Raw genomic sequence first — 21,739 nt, 5'->3', positions numbered from 1 at the left:
GCACAGCGATTTTCTGCTAAACCGGCAATGGTAAAATAGGGGCAAAAGAAAACGAAAGAAGGGAGCATGTGCTACCTTTTTTCGTTTAAGGCTCTTTCTAACAGCAGGCCTGCTTATTTCCTTCCGATGATAGTAACAGTAAAGTTGTCTACATTTTGCAGACTGTCGTAGTGAGTGGCTGCGAAGCTAATGGCTTCAATAGGGGCCTGCATTTTTATCCACCTCATTACCTTCTCGTCCGGCGATTTGGTGGGTTCACCCAAAGCTTTTGCATTGAAAGCCTCTAGTGCTTCTTCTGAAAAAGGGAGTCCATGAGGGCCTTTTACAGAAATGTAGCTGGCTTTGTTGTCAACATACTCCACCTCCACATTATACATCTTAAAATGCTGCGCAAGAGCTGGGCCAGCTAGTGTTTCACTAGCATAGGTGCTGTCTGGCTTGCCTAAAATAGCCTCTACTTCCTCAGGAGAGTGTCTTAAAATAGCCGGGGCGTCTACAACTACCCTATGTTTGCAACCAATCAGGGTAAAAAATAGCAACCCGGAAAAAAGAATAGTCTTGTTCATGTTATGTTTGCTTTGCTGCGAAAATAACTAATCGACCTGGCCCGCCCAATATTTGGCCGTTTTATGAATAACCGATGGTTGTTTTTCACGAACCTTTAGAGGGGGCAGCCGGGTAATATTTCTTTTTCAGCCAAAACGCCACCTTCACCAAAAGAATCAGTGCAGGCACTTCCACCAGCGGACCTACCACTCCGGCAAAGGCCTGGCCGCTATTGAGCCCAAACACCGCAATGGCAACTGCAATGGCCAACTCAAAGTTGTTGCCGGCAGCGGTGAAGGCAATCGATGCGTTCTTGTCGTATTCCGCACCCATGGCCTTGCTGAAGAAAAAGCCGATGATAAACATCAGGGCAAAGTACACCAGCAGCGGCACGGCAATGCGCAGCACATCCAATGGTATCTCCACAATCATCTCGCCTTTGAGGCTGAACATCACCACAATGGTGAAAAGCAACGCAATCAGCGTCATGGGGGCCAGGGTAGGGATAAATGTGTGTTTGTACCAGGCCTCTCCTTTTGCCTTTACCAAAACGATGCGGCTGAGCAGCCCTGCGAGAAAGGGTATGCCCAGATAAATGGCTACGCTTTCGGCGATGGTGGCAATGGATATGTCGACAATAGCACCCTGGAAGCCGAAGTAAGGAGGGAGCACGGTGATGAAGATCCACGCATAAAAGCTGTAGGCAAACACCTGAAAGATGCTGTTGAGGGCTACCAGGCCAGCTCCGTACTCAGCACTGCCCTCAGCCAGGTCGTTCCACACCAGCACCATGGCAATGCAGCGGGCCAGGCCGATCAGGATCAGCCCCACCATGTATTCCGGGTAGCCCCGCAAAAACAAAATGGCCAGCACAAACATCAGTACCGGCCCAATCACCCAGTTTAGTATAAGTGATATGGAAAGAATCCTGACATTGCGAAACACTTGCGGCAGCAGCTTGTAGTCAACTTTGGCCAGGGGTGGATACATCATCAGGATCAGCCCGATGGCAATGGGGATATTGGTGGATCCGCTGCTGAACGAGCTGATGAAGCCCGGGCTTTCAGGAAGGAAGAACCCAAGGGCCACTCCCACTGCCATGGCCAGGAAAATCCAGAAAGTAAGGTAGTTGTCGAGAAAGCTGAGCTTCTTTTTTTGTGCGTTCACTGCCTTATTTTATCTGAGAAAAGACATAGAACATTTCGGCAGCAATTTGCTGACAGCGCTCATCGTATTTCGCTGTTTCCAGAGCTGTGCCGTCGAACGCCTTCGGATCGTCATACATCACAGGTATGCGGGCTTCGGTGCCAGGGATATATGGACAGTTTTCCTCGGCATGAGAGCAGGTCATGACAGCCGAAAAATCGGACGTGGCATTGGCCGGATCGTCGTACAGCTTTGAAAAGGCGGTGATGGGTTCCCCATCTTCGGAGTAAAAAATAAAAAAGACCGGGTTACCGCCTTTTTCCTTTCTGGTGACCTGAAAGCCTGCCCGCTCTATGGCTGCCACAGCCCGTTCGTTGAAGGCTGTTACCTCTACTCCGCCCGAGTAGGTTTGCACGTCAACGCCGTAATAGTCGGCGGCTGTTTGCGCCCATATCTGCGAAAACTGACTGCGACGTGAATTGTGCGTGCAGATAAAGTTAAGCTTTGCTTCCTGCTGCCCTTCCTTTTTGGTCTGCACGTAATCGATCAGGGTTTGCAACACCGCTTTTCTTTGCTCTGGGATTTGAGTGAGCGGAAGCGCTTGTCGGTAGGCTTCCAGCTTAGGTAATAGTTGCATAGTGTTGAGATAGTTGTTTGGTTGCTAGCAGCAGCCCGATCCTGGGGCACAGGCATTGCTGTTGAGTTCGTTCAGACTGAGTTTGATTTTTTCAGTTTTGTTGCCGGGCTTTTGTGCAAAAACGGTGATGCTGAAAATGCCGGTTTCGCCATGGTTAAATGCAGCTGTTTCGACTGCCGAGAGATACTTGCTCAAAATATCGTTCGGAATGAGAATTGCCTTTTCCTTCTGAATGGTGATGTTCTCAAATCCAGTTTCGCTAATATATTTCAAGTATTCGTCTTTTTGAATGGCACCAGCCACACAGCCGGCGTACATTTCGGCGTCTTCCTGCAGCGCTTTTGGGAGGTCGCCCACAAGCACAATATCTGAAATGCTGAAGTGACCTCCGGGCTTGAGCACCCGGTATATTTCTTTGATAACGTTCTGTTTGTTGGGCACCAGATTGAGCACACAATTGCTTACAATCACATCGGCCCCATTGTCCGATACGGGCATTTCTTCTATGTCGCCCTGGCGGAATTCTACGTTGTTATACCCAAGCTTTTCTGCGTTGGCTCGGGCCTTTTTGATCATAGCGTCCGTAAAATCAACACCGATTACTTTGCCAGTTTCGCCGGTTTCATGCCGGGCCAGGAAACAGTCGTTTCCAGCACCTGACCCTAAATCAATTACGGTATCTCCTTTTTGGATTTTAGCGAACTGTGTCGGAAGCCCGCACCCGAGGCCAAGGTCGGCACCTTCGTGGTAGCCATCCAGTCCGGTGTAGTCGTCGGTCATGATATTGTATACCTCGTTCGAGGTTCCACCTGCACCGCAGCACGACGATTGGTTCACAGCGATGTCCTGTTCGGCAATCCTGCTGTATTTGTCACGAACTATTGACTTAAGCTCTTCAGAGGTTTTCATGTTCTCCTTGTTTAATTGCAATATTACGATGCCTGTTGGCAAATTTTTTTAGCAGCAAAAGGGGTGTCTGTCAAACATTTTGTTGAAAACTCCCTTGATCTCCGCCCACCGAACGGGGTCAATGCAGTAGCTCACCGAGACTCCTTCGATAGTGCCTTTGATAATACCCATGTCTTTGAGCTCTCTCAAATGCTGACTGATGGTGGCTTGTGCCAAACCCAGTTCTTCCACCAGATCCCCATTGATACAAGCGTTGGTTTTTAGCAAATAGTCTATGATGGCTACACGGGCAGGATGAGCGAATGCCTTGGCAATAAGGGCCAGGTCATTTTGTTCAGCGGTAAAGAGATCGGTTTTAGTTACACCCATAACTTTTGATTACATTGCAATATTACGATTAATAAATTGATTTGTCAAACACTCCTGTAAATTATACCCTGTACATTTGTCAACACTCTAAACAGAAACATATGACTACCGAGATCATGCTTCCGATTTGGAAAATGGGCCGAACCAGGCTCACCAACCAGCTGGCAACCATTACACCCGAAAGCCTTTCCCGCAGAATCCACCCCGACAGCAATTCGATAGGTTGGCTACTCCGCCACATAGCGGAGGTGGAGCTCCTTTTTGCCAAAAACGTATTTGGAAGGCCGCTACAAGTGAAGTTGTCCACTGTTGGGCCGGGCATTAAGGATCATGGGCACTTTACCAACCTGGAGGAACTCAACGAGCTGCTTGACGAATCGGGCAGGGAGCTGGAGGCTGCCATTTTGGATCAGGAAGATGAAAGCTGGGCTGCGGAGGTCTCCACCCGGGAGTTTGGCACGATCACTAAGGCCGAAGCACTGTCACGCATTACCACGCACACCGCATGGCATGCGGGTCAAATGGCGATTATTAAAAAATATGCTGCTGCCGGATAAAACTGGCACTAACCAAACCGCTTCTTCGAGTGCAGCACAGCGTCGTTAATTCTCTTTTTTATTTCAGTCAACGGTAGGTTTGCCCTGAGCCGGGGCGGATCAATGGCAGGGTCAATGTCTTCGAAATAATTAACCGACCGAAGGGCAATGAGAGGGTTGAAGTTCGGGTATTTCGTCGCATAAAATCCGACCATTTCATCCATGGAGAAGTGCTCCAGCAGGAAATAGACATCGATGAAGTCCTTGAGCCGTTTGCCGGAGTTGGAAATAGCGTTGAGCTTCATGGCGGCAAAGTCTTCCAATGACTCGTTATGCAACATCCAAAAAATCAGATTTAAGGAAAAATTTCGACCACTCCTTTTCCCTTCTGCCCAGCTGTGCGCTCCAGTCTATTGTTTCAAGAACCTTAGGTTCGCCGTAGTATCTGACTATCTCCCTCCATTCTTCGAGATTTCCTCTTTCGAGTACCCGTTCGATGACAATCTTATATGACTTGTCGTAATTAAAAGTCTCAAGGTCATATTCCCAAAGAAAGTGGCCGGGGATATTGGGTTTGGGGCTCATTGCTTCAAAATTCGTGAAGGGTATCGTCAGAAATGCTTTTGCAAGCCTAATTTACAAAAAGCAACACGACAAATACGCAAAAAATTTCCCAGGACGTCAGGCTCAAGCCTCACTATCCGCCATCCTGTTGTGCTCCGACTGGAAGGCAAAGTCGATCTCGGGGTATTTCGAAATCATCACGTCCAGCATGCCTTTCGACTCTGCCAGATAAACGGGTAAACCATCTTTGTCCAGTGCAATAGAGTTGGCTTTGAAGTCGAGGAAGTCCTTAAGCTTGGCAGGGTTATCAGAACTAACCCAGCAGGCTTTGTACATGGGCATTGGTCTGAACCGGCAACTGGCTCCATATTCATGCAGCAGTCTGTATTGAATCACGTCGAACTGTAGTTCACCCACGGTGCCCACTATTTTTCTGTTGCCTGGTTGCTTGATGAAAAGCTGTGCAACTCCTTCGTCAGTCAACTGGTGAATACCCTTTTCCATCTGCTTCGATTTCATGGGGTCAGCATTTTCCAACTCTCTGAAAATCTCCGGGGAAAAACTCGGAATCCCTTTGTAAGTGATCATCTCACCTTCACTCAATGTGTCACCAATTTTGAAGTTCCCGGTGTCATATAAACCTACTACATCACCAGGAAATGCCGAGTCAATCGTTTCTTTGTCCTGGGCCATGAAGCTCGTAGGGTTGGCAAACCGAACATTCTTGTTGAGCCTCACATGGTGATAAAACTTGTTCCGCTCAAACACTCCGCTGCACACCCTGAGGAAGGCAATTCTGTCACGGTGGCGAGGATCAAGGTTGGCGTGTATCTTGAAAACAAAGCCCGAGAAGTTCTTTTCGGTAGGAAGCACCTCACGAAGGTTGGTGTTCCGTGGCAGGGGCGTTGGGGCAATTTCTATGAACGTGTCAAGCAGTTCCTGTACACCAAAGTTGTTTAAGGCACTGCCGAAAAATACCGGAGCCAAAAGCCCGTCCAGGTAGTTCTCCTTATCAAATGGCTCATAAGCCATTTCCACCAGCTCGGCGTCTTCTCTCAACGTATCGGCATCTTTGCCTATGATTTCTTCCAGCTTGGGACTTTGGAGATCCGAAAATGAAACAATATCTCTCTCAACGGCGGTCTTGTTGGCATTGAAGAGATTGAGGTGCTTTTTATACAGGTTGTAGACTCCTTTAAAATCCGAACCATTGTTGATAGGCCAGCTCAGCGGACGCACTTTAATGCTCAGCTTGTCCTCCAGCTCGTCCATAAGCTCGAATGGGTCTTTGCCCGGCCGGTCCATTTTATTGACGAACACAATCACAGGCGTGTCCCGCATGCGGCACACACTCATGAGTTTTTCGGTTTGCTCTTCCACACCCTTCACAGAGTCTACCACAAGTATAACGCTGTCAACAGCGGTAAGCGTCCGGTAGGTATCTTCTGCAAAGTCTTTGTGACCAGGAGTGTCCAGCAGATTGATCTTGATGCCTTTGTATTCGAAACCCATCACGGATGTAGCCACGGAAATGCCACGCTGCTTTTCTATCTCCATAAAGTCGGAGGTAGCAGTCTTCTTGATTTTGTTGTTCTTAACGGCTCCGGCTGATTGAATGGCACCGCCGAAAAGAAGTAGTTTTTCCGTCAACGTTGTTTTTCCCGCATCGGGGTGACTGATAATGGCAAATGTTCTGCGGCGATCTAATTCTGCAGTGTTCTTCATACAACTCCTTAACTATTCGTGATTTACTCTGGATTTGGTAGATAAAAAGGCCCCATTCACAAAGATTTTGCAAATATAAGTCTTTAAAGACAAGGGATCGACATGCAGTGTGAGAAATAGGAACTTACTCTAGTGACCGCTTTTTTGAATATAGTTCAGGAGGGTCTTTTTCAATGAGTCAATTTCCTTTTGGGAAGCGTCTACTGCCGCCGCTTTCTCCGCTATTAGCTGACCCAGGTCATTAATGGCAGTCACCAGCTCCCCATCTTCAAAAGCAACGTCTTTATCTGTGCTCCGGGCCTTGGACTTTTCCAGTTTTGCTATCAACGTCTGTCTTTTTGCTACAGCTTTTTGGTGATCGGCACTGGTTTTTTTGGCTTGCTTTTCGGCAGCAATTATCAGCTGTTGAATGTAGTCACCATAGAATTTTGACTTGAATTCCTGAAGGAAATTCTTTGTCTGCTGCATGTACTCTTTCCGTGTCGGCGCATCCATATTAACACTATTCAGTACAAGCGTTAATATGGAAGAGTTACCATCGATCGTTATTTCAGAAAACATTTCTATTGGCACATTCGACGAACCTTTTTTAGGGGGCACTGATAGTTTCCAGTATGTCTTACGGTTTTTTACTCTGGCTACGGTTTTTAGGTATCGCCACCACCCTTTTTTCAGGTTTTTTGGAGGGAAGTCGAACTGAGCCGTATAACCAGAGTGCTTGTCGCTGCCAATCGTAAGGGAAGCCGATGCCACTGCCGGGCCGAAATCTGGCACAGCTGTTGAACTGGCCCCGGCATTTTTGCTTTGAGCCGACACGCCTGCTGCTGAAGTCAAGATAATTAAAACAGAAAGCAGGAATATGCAGTTTTTCATTCAAACACCATTTCTTATTTAACGCAAATGTTGGCTAAAAATGCGTAATTAATACGGAAGTTGAAAAGTGAATTATACAGAGGTAACAAGCAGCAAAAGCATCTGGTATGAGAGAGACAACGAAAGGCAAAATACTGGTAACGGGGGGAAGCGGCTTAATTGGCAGCCGACTAAGTGAGTTGCTGACCCAGGCTGGGTATGAAGTGGCCTGGCTGAGCAGATCCTCCGGAAAGGCCGACAAGTACAAAACGTATACATGGGATATTGAAGCAGGCGTGATACAAGACGGTGCCCTGGAAGGCCTTGAAGCGGTTGTGCATTTGGCAGGTGCAGGAGTCGCCGATAAGCGCTGGTCGGAAGCCAGGAAAAAGCTGATACTGGAAAGCAGAACCAAGTCGACGGCATTGCTTATGGAAAGGCTCTCGGCTCTCGGGTTAAAGCCAAAAGTGTTTATTGGAGCCTCTGCGATTGGTTATTATGGTGCCGATACTGGCGATGCTATGATTGACGAAAAGTCACCAGTCGGAGATGATTTTCTTGCTCAGTTGGTAAAGTCGTGGGAAGCATCATCTGCTGCCGTTGAAGACATGAAAATGCGAAGGGTGCTTATCCGGGTAGGAGTGGTGTTGAGTGCCAGTGGCGGTGCATTGCCGCAGCTGCTGGTCCCGCTTAAATTTGGGTTCGGTGCCCCTTTGGGAACGGGCAAGCAATGGATGAGCTGGATTCATATCGATGACCTTTGCCGCTTGTTTGTGGAAGCCATTCAGAATACTGCCTATGAGGGAGTTTACAACGGCGTAAGTCCATCGCCAGTCACTAACAAAGAAATCACAAAAGAAGCTGCAAAAGTATTGAAGAAGCCGCTTTGGCTGCCACCCGTTCCTGGCTTCGTTCTGAAAGTGGTGCTTGGTGAAATGGCGCAGATTGTCCTGGGTGGCAGTAAAATTTCTTCAAGAAAAGCGGAAGAGATGGGATTCAAGTTTGATTATACCCACCTCAACAGTGCTTTGAAGAACATTTTGCTGAAATAGCTTTTGCCACTGCCAATGAGCAAATCATGTTTTCACCTTCGTTTTAATTGTCTCGATTTAAACGTATTTTTGCGTTTTGGCAAATCTGTACTGCCCCCAAGAAAATAAGAGTATGCGTAAATTCATCATGTTGCAGCTTTGGCTCGGCATCCTTATCATCGGCGGTTATTTTGTTTACAAGCGCACCACGGGCAAAGATGAATACCTGACGCCCCCACCGGCTTCCATGGAAACAGTGCCTCTGGAGGTCACCCTGCCAGATAATTACGTCAAAGTGTTCGAGTTGCCAGATACCCTGAGTTTTGCAGGAGAGCCGGTGCCCTTACATATGACAGATGTGAGGGAACGACTTGACAGGGAAATACATGTCAACTCCTACTGGCACAGCAGCACGATCTTCCTTATCAAACGATCCAACCGCTGGTTGCCTTTGCTTGAAGAGCTGCTCAAAGAAAATGGCATCCCTACAGATTTTAAGTATTTGTCAGTGATTGAAAGTGGCCTTGAGAATGTTGTTTCTCCAAGGCAGGCAGTGGGCTTTTGGCAAATAAGAGAAGGTACCGGAAATGATTTTGGCCTGGAGATCAATCGGGAGGTTGATCAGCGCTACGACCCGATTGCTTCTACAGCGGCGGCGGCCAGATACATGCTCAAGGCAAAGGAAAAGTTTGGGAACTGGACCAACGTGGCAGCATCCTACAACATGGGAATGAAAGGGCTGGCAGACGAGCTCGAGGAGCAGAAAACAAACTCCTACTACGACCTGCTCTTGAACGAAGAAACTTCCAGGTACATGTTCCGCCTGCTGGCCATCAAAGAGATTCTCGAACACCCGAAAAAATATGGATATGATATTCCGCAAGAGCTATTGTACCCTGTTATTCCGCTAGACACGCTGCGAGTTACCGAAGACATACCCAGTTTGGTCGACTTTGCCCAGGCAAGAGGCTTGTCATACAAGGAACTCAGACTGCACAACCCATGGTTAAGGAGGGGTGCTTTGAATGTTAGGAAAGGAAAAAGCTACTTACTCAGGCTTCCCGAAGGGCATCTTGAAGTACTGCCCACCAACAACAAAGCAGATGCCCTTAACTCAGGAAATTGATTTAATTTAGAACGTTTTGTATCCATCAACAGCATGCCAAAAGATACTTTAAAAGCACCGCAACCAACAACGGAGAGTAATGGGAATGAATTGGTAAATGGTGCTGCAGATGGTATTGAGTTTCTCGAGATTTTCGGGGCCAGGGAGCATAACCTGAAAAATATTGATCTCAGATTCAGGCGCAATCAATTGGTGGTCATTACAGGGATCAGTGGTAGCGGTAAGTCATCTTTAGCATTTGACACCATCTATGCTGAGGGGCAGCGTCGTTACATGGAGAGCTTCAGCGCTTACGCCCGCTCGTTCATTGGCGAGCTTGAGCGACCCGATGTGGATAAAATTAATGGACTTAGCCCGGTTATTTCTATTGAACAGAAGACCACTTCTAAAAACCCTCGTTCTACTGTAGGTACGGTCACTGAAATTTATGACTTTCTGCGTCTGCTTTACGCCAGAGCTGGTGACGCCTATTCTTACCTCACGGGGAAGAAGATGACCAAGCAGAGTGAGGATCAGATCATCAGGCAGATTCTTAAGCAATACGATGGCCAAAAATTGGCTATCCTTGCTCCGGTTGTCAAAGGCCGAAAGGGGCACTATAGAGAACTTTTTCAGCAGATAAGAAAATTGGGCTTTTCAAGGGCCAGGGTAGATGGCGTTTTGGAAGAAATCACCCCCAAGATGCAGCTGGATCGCTACAAAACCCACGACATCGAAATTGTGATCGACCGGGTGGTGGTAAGCGAGAAAGACAGCAATCGCATTACCCAGTCCACCAAAACGGCGATGACCCAAGGCAAGGGTGTCATGATGATTTTGCTGGAAGATGGAAGCGTGGCCCACTTTTCGAAAACGTTGATGGATCCTGAGACGGGGCTTGCATACGACGACCCGGCTCCAAATACCTTCTCCTTCAATTCACCCTATGGTGCCTGCCCGGACTGCAATGGCCTGGGAGTCATTCAGGAAATATCCAGAGAGTCGGTCATGCCCGATCCCAATATCAGCATTAGCCGGGGAGGAATAGCACCCTTGGGTGAATACCGGGACATATGGATTTTCAAGAAGCTGGAGGTCATTCTAAAGAGACACAGGCTAAGTTTGGCCACGCCTATTAAAAACATCCCTGAAGAGGCGTTGAAGATAATACTGTTTGGCGACGATGAACCTGTAGCAGTTGCCTCTGTTAAATACCCTGGCACAGAGTGGAACACCAAGTTTGAAGGCATCATCAATTTCCTTGAAAAGCAAAAGGACGGCGGCTCTGACAAAATGCAGCAATGGGTGGATGAATTTACAGTTAGTACCATCTGCCCATCCTGCCATGGTGCCCGGCTTAAAAAAGAAGCACTGCACTACAAAATCGACAAAAAGAACATTTCCGAGCTGTCTTTCATGAACATCACCCAGCTTTCGGAGTGGTTCGAAGGACTGGAGACCCGGCTGGACGAGCGACAGAACATCATAGCAGCCGAGGTATTGAAGGAAATCAGGAAGCGAATCGGGTTTTTGTTGGACGTTGGCCTGGATTACCTGAATCTGGATCGGCCCCTTAGAACGCTTTCCGGGGGAGAAGCTCAACGTATTCGTTTAGCCACACAAATAGGCACCCAGCTAGTTGGTGTGCTCTATATACTTGATGAACCAAGCATTGGCCTGCACCAGCGTGACAACGTGAAGCTGATCAAGGCGCTGAAAGACCTGAGGGATCTTGGCAACACAGTCATTGTGGTGGAGCATGACCGTGATATGATGATGGAAAGCGACTTCCTCATTGATATTGGGCCGGGTGCAGGCAGGCACGGTGGCCAGGTAGTAGCTGCTGGCACCCCCCAGGAGGTTTTAGAAAGCAATTCGCTGACTGCCGGCTATCTTAATGGAATTAATAAGATCGCTGTGCCGAAGGAAAGAAGAAAGGGAAAGGGCGAAAGCATTGTGCTGAAAGGAGCAACAGGCCACAACTTGAAAAATGTCACCCTCACTTTGCCAATTGGCAAGATGCTCTGCATCACTGGGGTGTCGGGCAGTGGCAAGTCTTCGCTGATCCACGAAACACTTTTCCCTATTCTCAGGAAGCATTTTTACGGCAGCAGATCCGAACCGCTCCCTTATACTGAGATCAAGGGAGTTGAACATATCGACAAAGTGATAGAAGTGGATCAGGCGCCTATTGGCAGAACACCACGATCAAACCCAGCCACTTATACCGGTGCCTTCTCCGATATTCGTCTGTTGTTTTCGAACCTTCCTGAGGCGAAGATCAGGGGCTACAAGCCTGGTCGCTTCTCTTTCAACGTAAAGGGTGGCCGTTGCGAAACTTGCGAAGGGGCGGGGATGAAAGTCATCGAAATGGATTTCCTGCCCGACGTGCATGTGCCGTGTGAAACATGTAAAGGCAAGCGCTACAACAGGGAGACGCTGGAGGTGAGGTTCAAAGGCAAGTCAATTTCAGACGTACTTGACATGACGGTGGAGCAAGCCGTAGAGTTTTTCGAATTCCAGCCCAAAATACTCCGACGGATTCAGACCTTGCACGAAGTCGGTCTGGACTACATCACGTTGGGCCAGCATGCCACAACGCTTTCGGGTGGAGAGGCACAGCGGGTGAAGCTGGCAACTGAGCTTTCTAAGAAAGACACAGGCAAGACGCTGTACATTCTTGATGAGCCCACCACCGGTCTGCACTTCAAAGACATCCAGCACCTGATTGACGTGCTGAACAAGCTTGTGAACAAAGGCAACACAGTCCTGATCATTGAGCACAACCTCGACGTAATTAAAGTAGCTGATCACGTCATTGACCTGGGACTTGAAGGTGGCGACAAAGGGGGTCAGATACTTGCGGAAGGCACACCTGAAGAAGTGGCAAGAAAGCAGGTAGGGTATACTTCGAAGTTTCTGAAGGAAGAACTCGAACGGGCATAAATAAAAAATCCCACTGAAAAAACAGCGGGATTTCCACACCTAAACCTACCATGTGTTACCCCGAAACATCGGGGTAAACCACCTACTTAAACTAACTACTAACCTTTATGTTTTTAGTCTTCCAGCATGTAGTAGCTGTTTCCGGCATACTCCATCAAGAACTCACTTTTCTTTATCAACGATCTTTCTTGTGAGGAAGGATCTTTTTCCAACACCTCCTGAAGTGGCTGCTCCAGCAACACATTCCAGCTTTCGTCAAACACTACAATTTTATCCTGCAACACAGGAATGTCTTTGACACTTAATTCGTTATTGAGGCTGTTGATGATTTCAGCAATTTCCGCCTGCGAAAGCTTGTAGGGATTTTTAGCTACAAGGTCGCTCGTGAAGGTGCTTCCTATCAAGACTATACCTGCAATGCTCAAAAAAATACTTTTCATAATTTTGGTCTTTTCCAATTCTTTAACAATGTTCTGTTTCTTGGTTCTGACCAAAATGAACGCAAAATTATATTCTTTGTTTCTTATTTTTACAGAACATATTAATGAAGAGGTGCGTTCTGAGGTAAGAAAAGTGAGCGAACTTCAGAAAATGAGACAGGTTCACACTAGTTTTATTCAAAAAGTACAATTTATGAGCTGATGAACCTTGCCAAATTAGCTATGAAGAGGGACGAAAGAGGGGAAACTTTTATGAGCTAAGGCAGCAACAATATCAAAATAATAATTGCTTATACTGAAAAAATGCAGAATATAATTCTGGTATAATTTACCAAAAAAATAGAACAATTATAAGAATTCAATCAATGTACCTTTATCTCCTATTATGTCAGACCAAATGAAAAAATCGGGCGATATCATGATCCCTCAGACCTCCAGGAAAAGAGTAGTAATCATTGGTGGAGGATTCGGAGGCTTAAAAATAGCGAAAGGTTTGAGGAAAAAAAACTTTCAGGTAGTTCTTTTTGATCGACACAACTACCACACTTTTCAACCTCTCCTTTATCAGGTGGCTACGGCGGGCCTTGAGCCTGACTCTATTGCCGGACCTTTGAGAAAGCGACTAAAGAATTTCAAAGACTTCTACTTTCGAATGGCCACGGTTGAGTCAGTCGACACATCTAGGAATTGTATAATTACGGAGATCGGAGAACTGACCTATGACTACCTCGTCATCGCCAATGGGTCACTCACCAACTATTTTGGCAATAGTGAGCTGGAGAGAAATGTTTTCCCCCTTAAGCAGATACCACATGCTCTCAACCTGAGAAGCCAGCTTTTGCAGTCATTTGAAAAGGCAGTGCTTCAATCTGACACTGAGGAAAAGCAAAGCCTGATGAACTTTGTGATCGTAGGGGGCGGCCCAACGGGAGTTGAGTTGGCAGGGGCACTTGGAGAATTGAAATTACATGTGCTGCCGAAAGACTACCCCGAGATCAACTTCAAAAAGATGATGATCTATCTGGTGGAAGGCTTGCCAAGACTGCTCAATGGCATGAGCCATGAGGCGGGCGAAAACGCTTTCAATTACCTTAAGCGATTCGATGTGCAGGTGTTGGTTGACAAGAAGCTCAAATCGTATGATGGGAAAACTGTCGTTCTGGATGATGGCATGAGCATTCCGGCTAGTACGCTGATTTGGGCGGCTGGCGTAAAAGGAAACGTTTTGCCTGGCGTAGCAGACGCCTCTGTTTTCAAGAGCCGGATCAAAGTAGATGAATATTGCAAGGTGCTTGGCACCGACAATGTTTACGCTATCGGGGATGTGGCATATTTTCCGACTGAAGCATACCCTAATGGCCTGCCCATGCTTGCACCTGTTGCCATTCAGCAGGGAACCCTATTGGCGAAGAACCTCGTCAACCTGGACAAGGGAAAGGAAATGAAGAAATTCGAGTACCTTGATAAAGGCAGCATGGCCACCATTGGAAGGAATAAAGCCGTTGTCGATTTACCTGGTAATATAAGAATGAAGGGTTTCATTGCCTGGTGGGTTTGGATGTTCATTCACCTGCTGTCCATTATTGGCTTCCGCAACAAATGGATCGTGCTTAGCAACTGGATATGGAATTATTTCACTTTTGACCGAAGCACGAGGCTTATTATAAGGCCTTACGTGAAGAAACCTGCCAGGCAAGAAAAAGAACCCGAGAGGGAGGAAGTTACCTCCCGTTGAAAGAGCTCACTAACGGTTTGAAATTGAGAAACACTCCACTTAACCGGAATGTATTAGACCAAGTGTGGATTTTATTTATATTTCGCCCATAAGATGATCAATAAGAGGCGGATATATTGGATTTGTCAGATTGGTGGGTGGTCGATTTACGGCTTCAGCAATTTGTTCCTGCTGTCGACTGCGAAAACGTTGACGCTGTCAGACATTACGGGGCAAATCATTTCGACGGCTTTCTATATTCTCATCACACACTTCTTAAGATTATTGGTTATTAAAAGAAATTGGCTTGGTAATTCATGGCCAATTCTCATTCCTAAGGTGATATTTTCCACCTTTCTAGTGGGTATCATCGACTACTTCTTTCTGTTGGCCCTTCAGTATAGTCTGGGCACTTTGATGAAAAGCGATTTGAGCTTTGAGACAATGAGTGCGAACGTTCTCATCTCCTGGACGCTCACTTTTATATGGGCATTGATTTATTTTACCTTTCATTATTTTGAGAGATACAACAAGTCTCTTCAGTTTGAGGCGACCATCAACGAAATTGAGCTTAACAACCTGAAGTCGCAGCTAAATCCGCACTTCATTTTCAATGCGCTCAATAGCATAAGGGCGCTGGTCGATGAAAACCCATCGAAATCCAAAATAGCCATTACGCAGCTTTCGAACATACTGAGGTATTCCCTGATTCTCGACAAAAAGAAGCTTATCCCCTTTCAGGACGAGCTCCAAACGGTAAAGGATTATCTTGCCCTGGAAACCATCCGATTTGAGGAAAGACTTAAGACAGAATTTCAAATCCATCCCGATTCTTATCTTTACATGGTGCCGCCTATGATGATTCAAACCCTGGTTGAGAACGGAATCAAGCATGGCGTGTCCAACCTAAAGCATGGCGGGCATATAAAGGTGACCACAGAAGTCAAAAATAATACACTGATGGTACAGATCAGAAACAGTGGTTCGTACAAGAACGGTGTAGTGAGTCCCAACGGAGGGTTTGGACTTCAAAACACCAAGCGCCGGTTGAAGCTTATATATGGTAGCGGTGCCTCATTTAAAATTGCCAACGAGGGCACAAACATGGTGTTGACTGAACTAAAATTTCCTGAAACAATTTAATTACTGATAATAGATCTAGACATGAGAGCACTGATAATCGACGACGAGAGGTTGGCACGGAAAGAGCTAACAACTTTGCTAAGCGTACACAAAGACATTGAACTGATAGGAGAAGCCGTCAATGCTGATGATGCGTTTGAAAAAATCAACACCATGCAGCCGGACCTGATTTTCCTGGATATACAAATGCCGGGCAAAACTGGGTTTGAACTTCTTGAGAGCCTTGAAAGAGTGCCAAAAGTTATATTCACAACGGCGTACGATGAATTTGCCATCAAGGCGTTTCAGTATAATGCGCTCGATTACCTGCTAAAGCCCATACAGCCGGAAAGATTAAACGAAACCGTCAAGAAACTATTCAACGAAGGAGTAGCACAGGGCGAGGAAGATTTGTCAGGTATGCCTCAGAAAAAGCTTGGCGCTAGCGATCAGGTATTTGTAAAGGATGGCGACAAATGTTGGTTTGTCAGGCTTTCAAATATCAGGTTGTTTGAATCGGATGGCAACTATATAAAGGTCTATTTCGATAACTTCAAACCCATGATTCATAAGTCGCTCAACGCTCTTGATGAACGATTGGATGACAGAACTTTCTTCAGGGCAAGCCGCAAGCACATCGTCAACCTTGACTGGGTGGAATCCATAGAGCCCTGGTTCAATGGTGGCCTAATGGTTCAGCTAAAAGGTGGTGAGAAGGTGGAGGTAAGCAGAAGGCAGGCGGCCAAATTCAAAGATATGATGTCGTTGTAAGCTACTGCTTCACAATATTGATAATCTCCTTTTCGATGTGCCAGTCCTTGGCAAGGTTTAACATAGCGGTTGCCTCCATTTCAGTGAGGTAGCCTTTTTTGTCATTGTCCTGCCACACGGAAAGGAGGTATTTTATTCTTTTCTCTTTCTCAAGCTTGCTTATCACCTTGTTCAGGTATTCCCTGGAGCGGTCAAAGGCAGAAAGATAGTCCTCAGCAATAAAAGTATTGGCCCATTGCAACTCGTCAAACGCATCGAGCGATTCCGCTGAGTCGTTCAGCATGTTTTGCTCATCTTCATCTAATCCATGGTAGTGGAAGATAAGCGATTTAAGAAGCATAAAGGCCTTTTTCTCTTCTTTTTCCATTGTTCTTAACGTGTCCAACAATCAGCCTGCTGTCTTCGGTAGTTACAGCATAAGTTGAGAAGTGATTTCATCTGCAAAAAGTTTGCCTTTTTTTGTTAAATATAGTGTACTATCGGATGTAAATAATAACTCTTCCTTACGAAGAAGAGAAAGCTCTTTCTCTTTTTCCTTCAAAAGGTCAACACCGAACTTTGTGCCGGCCATTTCAAGGCTGGTACCCCACATGGTGCGAAGCGTGGTCAGCAGGTACTCGTTGAAGGCCTGACTGGCTTCAAGCACCTCCACTGTACATGGAATTTTGCTGTCGCTAATTGCCTTGATATAAATGGCGTTGTTGGCGATATTATACTGCCTGGTTGAGCTATTGTAGGAATGAGCACTTGGACCAATGCCCAGATAGGGTTTTTGTTGCCAATAGGCAGTGTTATGTTTCGAGTACCTCCCGGGTTTGGCAAAATTGGAGATCTCGTACTGTTCATACCCAGCCCCTTCCAACACTGAAACCAGCGTTTCAAACTGCTCGGCAGCAAAACGATCGTCTATCGGTGCCAGCTTGCCTGTCTTTTGCCATTTACCGAAAGCGGTTTTTTCTTCAATGGTCAGGCAGTACGCCGAAATATGAGGCACATTCAGCTCAATAGCCTTTTGCAAATCGTTTTGCCATACCGAGTGATCTTTAAAAGGCACACCATAAATCAGGTCAATACTGATGTTTTCGAAGCCGACTTTTTGTGCAAGCTCCACACATTTCAGCGCTTGGCTGCTACTATGCGACCGGTTCATAAATCTCAGGTGTTCATCCCAAAACGATTGAATTCCAATGCTCAGCCTGTTGACTCCAAGTTTCTTGAAGGTGTCAAGCTTAGCAGTTGTCAAATCCTCCGGATTGGCTTCCAGTGTGACCTCCACTGCTTGTGCCCACTCAAAGCTGTCCTTCAATGCGCCAAAAACCTGCTGCAAGTCGCCCTCGTCAAGCAGCGACGGTGTCCCTCCGCCTAAATAGACGGTTTCTACGGCCTCATTATTTAAATACCCTTTTTGAAGTGTAATTTCATGGCAGATTGATGCAACAAGGTCACTTTTTAACTTCAGAGAGGTGCTGAAATGAAAGTCGCAATAGTGACATGCCTGCGAACAAAAAGGAATATGAATGTAAATTCCGGCCAAGAGCGTTTACTTTATGCAGCAAAACTAAGCAAAACATTGGGGAGACTCGCAAGCTACCTGTTGGCATGGGGGACGTTAACTCTTTTCGGCACTACCGAAGTGATGTCGCAGGTATATATAATTAACATTGAGCCTAGCGACACGGTGGCAAGTAGTGCCCTAAGTGCATTGGACAACAGAAAATTTAACGATTCTCTTCATGTAATTTCAACTCTCAACCAAATCACCTCGAAGCTCAGGCTCGACGGATACATCTTCGCTGATTTTCATGATATGCAGTGGGGACATGATTCGGTCAATGGATTCCTGTCAGCAGGTAAAAAGCAATACCTGTCTCTCCGAAATGCCAGTGACGGCAAACAATATTCCTCCTGGAGCAACCTTCAAAGCAACGCAACATTCAACAAAGACCTTGAGCCTTACCTCAACAATGGCTATCCATTTGCCAGGCTTTACTTTAGAGAGGCTACATTTTCGTATGACACCCTTAGCGCCACGCTTGATGTTGAAAAGGGGCCGCAGATTGTTTTTGATTCACTTGTCGTGATTCAGAAGGGCAGAACAAAGACCAACTTCCTTCAAAAGTACCTTTTCATAGCTGAGGGCACCCCTTACTCGGAGAGGGCCTTTCAGGGCATCGCTTCAAGAATTAACAACAGCGGATATTTAAGAACCACGTCAAGCCCCCAGGTGGAGTTTTACGCTGGTAAGGCGAGAGTCAGCCTCGCTGTTGACGAATTGAAGGTCAACCAAATTGATGGAGTCATCGGGTTTTTACCCGATCAAAATTCCGAAACGGGCAAGCTGCTGTTAACTGGTCAGGTTGAAACCGACTTGCATAACCTGTTTGGAACTGGCAAACATGTGTATTTAAACTGGCAGAACTTCAATGTGGCTTCTCAAAAGCTGGACGTGGCCTACGATCATCCCGTGCTGCTTGGCTCGCCGCTCGATTTTCATGGTGGTTTTCAGCAGCTCAAACAAGATTCCTCTTTTGTCACCAGATCGGCCCAGGCTGGCTTTAAGCTTCCCATTGGCTATTTCCTGAAGTTTGGTTTTGGGCTAGACTTCAGACAAAACAGCCTGTTATCGGCTAATCGAATCAGTAGTACCGAGAAATTGGTCAATGCCGATAGCCGCTTGAACCAGTACCAGGTGGGTATGACATACACCTGTCTTGATGACATACTTCTGCCTTTAAAGGGCATGTCCTCCGGCTTAACTGTCGGTATTGGCCAAAAAGAGATTGTTAGAAACAGTATAGTTGATCCAGAGCTATACAATGACGTCAAGCTCAAATCAATCCAAACGACCATTGAAGGTTACTTCGAAAATTATTTGAAGCCAACGAAGGCTGTTGTGTTCGCCCAGCAGGTGTATGTGGGCGCCATTCTCAACGACCAGGTTTTCAGGAATGACCTCTTCAGGTTTGGTGGTTTGAGAAGGCTTCGTGGGTTCAACGAAAATCAATTTTATAGCCAGCACTATGGCGTGGGAGTGGCGGAGCTCAGGTTTTTGTTTCAGGAGGAGAGCTATTTCGTCACATTTGCCGACCAGGGGATTGTCGATGGAGGAGCGGGTAACTGGGTGTATGCAGCTGGGGTAGGCGGGGGCATGGTTCTGAAAGTCAACAACGGAATTTTCAGGCTGATGCTGGCTGTGGGGGGCACCAAAGGGCAGCCGATGGACATAACTCAGCCCAAAGTTCATTTCGGCTTTGTCAATCGGTTTTAGCAAGTGCGGTGCGGCAAGTTTCAGTTAAAAAACCCAAGTGTTTTGCTTATACAATTTAAGCTATCATTTTTGTGCCGATATGTTCGCCCATGAGTAACTACCGCTATCTGCTACTTCTTTTCTCTTTTTTTGTTTTGTGCGAAGCCACTGCACAGGACGGCGGTGCTACCCGACGAATTCAGGAGGAAAGGTGGTTTTACAGCACTGAATCCAATAGTTTTGAGCCTTCTTTCAAGGTGACCTCACCCGATCCGGCACTTGTCGGATTTTATATCCAGCTAAACGGAGATTACCTCCATTTTTTGAAAATATGTGCTCCGATTGGCACTGCCGTTTGGGTGGATAGTCAGCTTACACTTGGCGAAACACAGGAAGACTGCTTTCAGCTTGATTTGGCCGAATGGCGAAGCAAGTTTGCTAAGGATTCTGTTTTTGTTGTGCTACATAAACACACGGGTTTGCTCTCTTCGTCTGACATAACAGCTATCGCTCACGGAGCAAGCAGTGTTACCAATGACAAAGTAATTGTTCCGGTCAAGCGCTCGGTTGACAAAAGAGAGCACTTTATACTTTTGTTCACGATAGCTTTCTTCGTCACCACGGGGTTCTTCCGCCTTCAATTCTCCCGTATTTTCCGATCTTTTATCGACCTCAACAGGGTGCTAAGCTTCAGGGTAAGGGATGAAATGGTGAGCGGCTTCCGGCTACTTTCTACTCCTTCCATCACTATACACATTCTGGTTAGTATGCTGGCCGCATTCTTTTTGACTATCGGCCAGTCTTACCTGTCGCCGGAGGTCCTCAGTGCCCCAACGCTATCAAACTATATCAGCGAATGGGCTGTTTATGCATTGCTTATATTGGCATTCCTATTGTCGAAGAGGTTCCTCATCCAAATTTTTGGAGAGGTCTTCCAAATGAGGGGAGCCATCTACCTACAGGTTTTTGAATACCTCCGCACCATTTTCATACTGCTTAGTATCGCACTTTTCGTCTATGTGCTCTTTTTCTATCTTTTCGGAACAGCATCGCAGTGGCTTATTAGTAATATGGCCGGTTTTGCTATTGCCTTCCTAATTTCCGTCATGCTTTTAATGTTTTATAAATTAGCTTTTGAAACCCGCTATCAAAAACTTCATTTATTTTCATATCTTTGCGCCACCGAAATATTACCAGCCATTCTTTTGATCAAATGGATGTTTTTTTGATCCAAAGTGTAGCAGTCACTCAAAACAGGAAATAGCGCAGATATGATCTTGGAAGATAAGAGTAGGCTTAAAAAGGTATCAAGTATCTTAGTTTCTCAGCCAAAACCTTCTGACCCAAATTCCCCATACTTCAAACTTGCAGAGCAATATAATATTAAGGTTGACTTCAGGCCATTTATAAAAATTGAGCCAACCAATATTAAAGAGTTCAGGCAGCAGAAAGTGGATATTTTGGCACACACAGCCGTGATATTTACCAGCCGAAATGCGGTGGATCACTTTTTCAGACTCGCTGCTGAAAGCAAGATTGAGATTCCAGCTGACATGAAATATTTTTGTATTTCAGAACAAACAGCAAACTATCTTCAGAAGTACATCGTCATCAGGAAGAGAAAAATCTTTACAGGTCTTCGAACAGCAACTGACCTGATAGAGATTATTAAAAAGCACAAAAACGAAAAATACCTTTTCCCATGTTCCGACATAAGGAAGGAAGACATCCCTGTTTTTCTTGAGGAAAATGGTTACAAGTTTTCTGAGGCTATCATATACAAAACTGTGGCAAGCGACCTCTCCGATCTTGAGGATGTTTACTACGACATATTGGCCTTCTTTAGCCCATCGGGGATCAACTCACTGTTTGTCAACTTTAAGGATTTTAAGCAAAACGATACACGAATTGCAGTGTTTGGTCCTACGACAGCAAAGGCTGCCAGAGATGCGAACCTGGTGCTCGACATTGAAGCGCCTCTTCCCAATGCCCCTTCTATGACCGGCGCCATTGAGCTCTATATTAAAATGGCAAACGGATTAGCGTAGCTTCAGCTAAGGTTGGCAGGCTTTCAGGTTG

Annotated in this window: 22 protein-coding genes; 10 read left to right on the top strand and 12 right to left on the bottom strand. The window is 46.2% G+C overall.

The features are described from left to right. Positions 1–113: 113 nt before the first annotated feature. From RIG68_RS05545 to RIG68_RS05525, 5 genes are all read right to left on the bottom strand, one after another. Positions 114–566, bottom strand: a complete 453-nt coding sequence (locus tag RIG68_RS05545; protein ID WP_152001639.1) for a hypothetical protein — start codon at positions 564–566, stop codon at positions 114–116. 85 nt (positions 567–651) lie between these two features. Further along, positions 652–1,713, bottom strand: a complete 1,062-nt coding sequence (arsB, locus tag RIG68_RS05540) for an ACR3 family arsenite efflux transporter (RefSeq protein WP_350119611.1) — start codon at positions 1,711–1,713, stop codon at positions 652–654. 4 nt (positions 1,714–1,717) lie between these two features. Beyond that, positions 1,718–2,329 (bottom strand): low molecular weight phosphatase family protein, encoded by a 612-nt coding sequence (locus RIG68_RS05535; protein WP_350119608.1) that lies wholly within the window; start codon positions 2,327–2,329, stop codon positions 1,718–1,720. 24 nt (positions 2,330–2,353) lie between these two features. Next, complete coding sequence (locus RIG68_RS05530; RefSeq protein ID WP_350119605.1) at positions 2,354–3,238, bottom strand: arsenite methyltransferase; 885 nt, start codon at positions 3,236–3,238, stop codon at positions 2,354–2,356. 48 nt (positions 3,239–3,286) lie between these two features. Then, the gene (locus RIG68_RS05525) at positions 3,287–3,607 is read right to left on the bottom strand and encodes an ArsR/SmtB family transcription factor (RefSeq protein ID WP_350078639.1); all 321 of its coding nucleotides are present in this window, start codon (positions 3,605–3,607) and stop codon (positions 3,287–3,289) included. 101 nt (positions 3,608–3,708) lie between these two features. Here RIG68_RS05525 and RIG68_RS05520 point away from each other — a divergent pair, with 101 nt between their 5' ends. Then, entirely contained in the window at positions 3,709–4,164 is a 456-nt protein-coding gene (locus RIG68_RS05520) for a DinB family protein (RefSeq protein WP_350119602.1), read from the top strand. A gap of 8 nt (positions 4,165–4,172) precedes the next feature. Here the strand turns inward: RIG68_RS05520 and RIG68_RS05515 are convergent, their stop codons facing one another. The 4 genes from RIG68_RS05515 to RIG68_RS05500 all read right to left on the bottom strand — a co-directional run bounded on the left by RIG68_RS05515 (position 4,173) and on the right by RIG68_RS05500 (position 7,305). After that, positions 4,173–4,484, bottom strand: coding sequence for a hypothetical protein (locus tag RIG68_RS05515; protein WP_350119599.1), 312 nt, complete (start codon positions 4,482–4,484; stop codon positions 4,173–4,175). After that, positions 4,474–4,728 carry a DUF6922 domain-containing protein gene (locus RIG68_RS05510; RefSeq protein WP_350119596.1) on the bottom strand — a complete coding sequence of 85 codons (255 nt, stop codon included), beginning with the start codon at positions 4,726–4,728 and terminating at the stop codon, positions 4,474–4,476. The genes RIG68_RS05515 and RIG68_RS05510 overlap by 11 nt, the downstream gene beginning before the upstream one ends. A gap of 102 nt (positions 4,729–4,830) precedes the next feature. Further along, a complete protein-coding gene (locus RIG68_RS05505) occupies positions 4,831–6,432 on the bottom strand; it encodes a peptide chain release factor 3 (RefSeq protein WP_350078625.1) in 1,602 nt (533 codons plus the stop codon). A 129-nt stretch (positions 6,433–6,561) separates the two neighbouring features. After that, positions 6,562–7,305, bottom strand: coding sequence for a hypothetical protein (locus tag RIG68_RS05500; protein ID WP_350119593.1), 744 nt, complete (start codon positions 7,303–7,305; stop codon positions 6,562–6,564). Positions 7,306–7,412: 107 nt separating this feature from the next. Between RIG68_RS05500 and RIG68_RS05495 the strand changes: the two genes are divergently transcribed. The 3 genes from RIG68_RS05495 to uvrA all read left to right on the top strand — a co-directional run bounded on the left by RIG68_RS05495 (position 7,413) and on the right by uvrA (position 12,366). Then, on the top strand, positions 7,413–8,336 hold the full coding sequence (locus RIG68_RS05495; protein ID WP_350119590.1) for a TIGR01777 family oxidoreductase: 924 nt from the start codon (positions 7,413–7,415) through the stop codon (positions 8,334–8,336). A 112-nt stretch (positions 8,337–8,448) separates the two neighbouring features. After that, complete coding sequence (locus RIG68_RS05490; RefSeq protein WP_350086898.1) at positions 8,449–9,441, top strand: lytic transglycosylase domain-containing protein; 993 nt, start codon at positions 8,449–8,451, stop codon at positions 9,439–9,441. 33 nt (positions 9,442–9,474) lie between these two features. Next, positions 9,475–12,366 (top strand): excinuclease ABC subunit UvrA, encoded by a 2,892-nt coding sequence (gene uvrA, locus RIG68_RS05485; RefSeq protein WP_350119587.1) that lies wholly within the window; start codon positions 9,475–9,477, stop codon positions 12,364–12,366. A gap of 113 nt (positions 12,367–12,479) precedes the next feature. On the opposite strand, the gene RIG68_RS05480 is transcribed toward uvrA, so the two are convergent. Continuing rightward, positions 12,480–12,806 carry a hypothetical protein gene (locus RIG68_RS05480; RefSeq protein WP_350078617.1) on the bottom strand — a complete coding sequence of 109 codons (327 nt, stop codon included), beginning with the start codon at positions 12,804–12,806 and terminating at the stop codon, positions 12,480–12,482. 397 nt (positions 12,807–13,203) lie between these two features. Here RIG68_RS05480 and RIG68_RS05475 point away from each other — a divergent pair, with 397 nt between their 5' ends. From RIG68_RS05475 to RIG68_RS05465, 3 genes are all read left to right on the top strand, one after another. Beyond that, positions 13,204–14,541 (top strand): NAD(P)/FAD-dependent oxidoreductase, encoded by a 1,338-nt coding sequence (locus RIG68_RS05475; RefSeq protein ID WP_350119584.1) that lies wholly within the window; start codon positions 13,204–13,206, stop codon positions 14,539–14,541. 93 nt (positions 14,542–14,634) lie between these two features. Continuing rightward, positions 14,635–15,663: a sensor histidine kinase gene (locus RIG68_RS05470; protein ID WP_350078613.1), complete on the top strand. Its 1,029-nt coding sequence runs from the start codon at positions 14,635–14,637 to the stop codon at positions 15,661–15,663. A gap of 21 nt (positions 15,664–15,684) precedes the next feature. After that, entirely contained in the window at positions 15,685–16,413 is a 729-nt protein-coding gene (locus RIG68_RS05465) for a LytR/AlgR family response regulator transcription factor (RefSeq protein WP_152001654.1), read from the top strand. 1 nt (position 16,414) lies between these two features. On the opposite strand, the gene RIG68_RS05460 is transcribed toward RIG68_RS05465, so the two are convergent. Both RIG68_RS05460 and hemW read right to left on the bottom strand, forming a co-directional pair. Next, positions 16,415–16,780, bottom strand: a complete 366-nt coding sequence (locus tag RIG68_RS05460) for a hypothetical protein (protein WP_152001655.1) — start codon at positions 16,778–16,780, stop codon at positions 16,415–16,417. Between the two features lie 42 nt (positions 16,781–16,822). Continuing rightward, on the bottom strand, positions 16,823–17,947 hold the full coding sequence (hemW, locus tag RIG68_RS05455) for a radical SAM family heme chaperone HemW (protein ID WP_350119581.1): 1,125 nt from the start codon (positions 17,945–17,947) through the stop codon (positions 16,823–16,825). A gap of 36 nt (positions 17,948–17,983) precedes the next feature. Between hemW and RIG68_RS05450 the strand changes: the two genes are divergently transcribed. The 3 genes from RIG68_RS05450 (at position 17,984) to RIG68_RS05440 (ending at position 21,708) form a co-directional block, all read left to right on the top strand. After that, positions 17,984–19,681, top strand: coding sequence for a BamA/TamA family outer membrane protein (locus tag RIG68_RS05450; protein ID WP_350119578.1), 1,698 nt, complete (start codon positions 17,984–17,986; stop codon positions 19,679–19,681). An 89-nt stretch (positions 19,682–19,770) separates the two neighbouring features. Further along, positions 19,771–20,889 (top strand): DUF4271 domain-containing protein, encoded by a 1,119-nt coding sequence (locus RIG68_RS05445; protein WP_350119575.1) that lies wholly within the window; start codon positions 19,771–19,773, stop codon positions 20,887–20,889. A 42-nt stretch (positions 20,890–20,931) separates the two neighbouring features. Then, on the top strand, positions 20,932–21,708 hold the full coding sequence (locus RIG68_RS05440; protein WP_152001659.1) for a uroporphyrinogen-III synthase: 777 nt from the start codon (positions 20,932–20,934) through the stop codon (positions 21,706–21,708). The last annotated feature ends 31 nt before the right edge of the window (positions 21,709–21,739 follow it).

It is taken from the genome of Imperialibacter sp. (assembly GCF_040222385.1).
GTDB lineage: Bacteria > Bacteroidota > Bacteroidia > Cytophagales > Cyclobacteriaceae > Imperialibacter.
This window is presented reverse-complemented; position numbering and strand designations above follow the sequence as displayed.

Excerpts from the sequence above, each read along its gene's own strand:
- RIG68_RS05545 (WP_152001639.1), bottom strand. The coding sequence starts at position 566 with ATGAACAAGACTATTCTTTTTTCCGGGTTGCTATTTTTTACCCTGATT.
- RIG68_RS05535 (WP_350119608.1), bottom strand. The coding sequence starts at position 2,329 with ATGCAACTATTACCTAAGCTGGAAGCCTACCGACAAGCGCTTCCGCTC.
- RIG68_RS05530 (WP_350119605.1), bottom strand. The coding sequence starts at position 3,238 with ATGAAAACCTCTGAAGAGCTTAAGTCAATAGTTCGTGACAAATACAGC.
- RIG68_RS05525 (WP_350078639.1), bottom strand. The coding sequence starts at position 3,607 with ATGGGTGTAACTAAAACCGATCTCTTTACCGCTGAACAAAATGACCTG.
- RIG68_RS05520 (WP_350119602.1), top strand. The coding sequence starts at position 3,709 with ATGACTACCGAGATCATGCTTCCGATTTGGAAAATGGGCCGAACCAGG.
- RIG68_RS05515 (WP_350119599.1), bottom strand. The coding sequence starts at position 4,484 with ATGTTGCATAACGAGTCATTGGAAGACTTTGCCGCCATGAAGCTCAAC.
- RIG68_RS05510 (WP_350119596.1), bottom strand. The coding sequence starts at position 4,728 with ATGAGCCCCAAACCCAATATCCCCGGCCACTTTCTTTGGGAATATGAC.
- RIG68_RS05505 (WP_350078625.1), bottom strand. The coding sequence starts at position 6,432 with ATGAAGAACACTGCAGAATTAGATCGCCGCAGAACATTTGCCATTATC.
- RIG68_RS05500 (WP_350119593.1), bottom strand. The coding sequence starts at position 7,305 with ATGAAAAACTGCATATTCCTGCTTTCTGTTTTAATTATCTTGACTTCA.
- RIG68_RS05495 (WP_350119590.1), top strand. The coding sequence starts at position 7,413 with ATGAGAGAGACAACGAAAGGCAAAATACTGGTAACGGGGGGAAGCGGC.
- RIG68_RS05490 (WP_350086898.1), top strand. The coding sequence starts at position 8,449 with ATGCGTAAATTCATCATGTTGCAGCTTTGGCTCGGCATCCTTATCATC.
- uvrA (WP_350119587.1), top strand. The coding sequence starts at position 9,475 with ATGCCAAAAGATACTTTAAAAGCACCGCAACCAACAACGGAGAGTAAT.
- RIG68_RS05480 (WP_350078617.1), bottom strand. The coding sequence starts at position 12,806 with ATGAAAAGTATTTTTTTGAGCATTGCAGGTATAGTCTTGATAGGAAGC.
- RIG68_RS05475 (WP_350119584.1), top strand. The coding sequence starts at position 13,204 with ATGAAAAAATCGGGCGATATCATGATCCCTCAGACCTCCAGGAAAAGA.
- RIG68_RS05470 (WP_350078613.1), top strand. The coding sequence starts at position 14,635 with ATGATCAATAAGAGGCGGATATATTGGATTTGTCAGATTGGTGGGTGG.
- RIG68_RS05465 (WP_152001654.1), top strand. The coding sequence starts at position 15,685 with ATGAGAGCACTGATAATCGACGACGAGAGGTTGGCACGGAAAGAGCTA.
- RIG68_RS05460 (WP_152001655.1), bottom strand. The coding sequence starts at position 16,780 with ATGGAAAAAGAAGAGAAAAAGGCCTTTATGCTTCTTAAATCGCTTATC.
- RIG68_RS05445 (WP_350119575.1), top strand. The coding sequence starts at position 19,771 with ATGAGTAACTACCGCTATCTGCTACTTCTTTTCTCTTTTTTTGTTTTG.
- RIG68_RS05440 (WP_152001659.1), top strand. The coding sequence starts at position 20,932 with ATGATCTTGGAAGATAAGAGTAGGCTTAAAAAGGTATCAAGTATCTTA.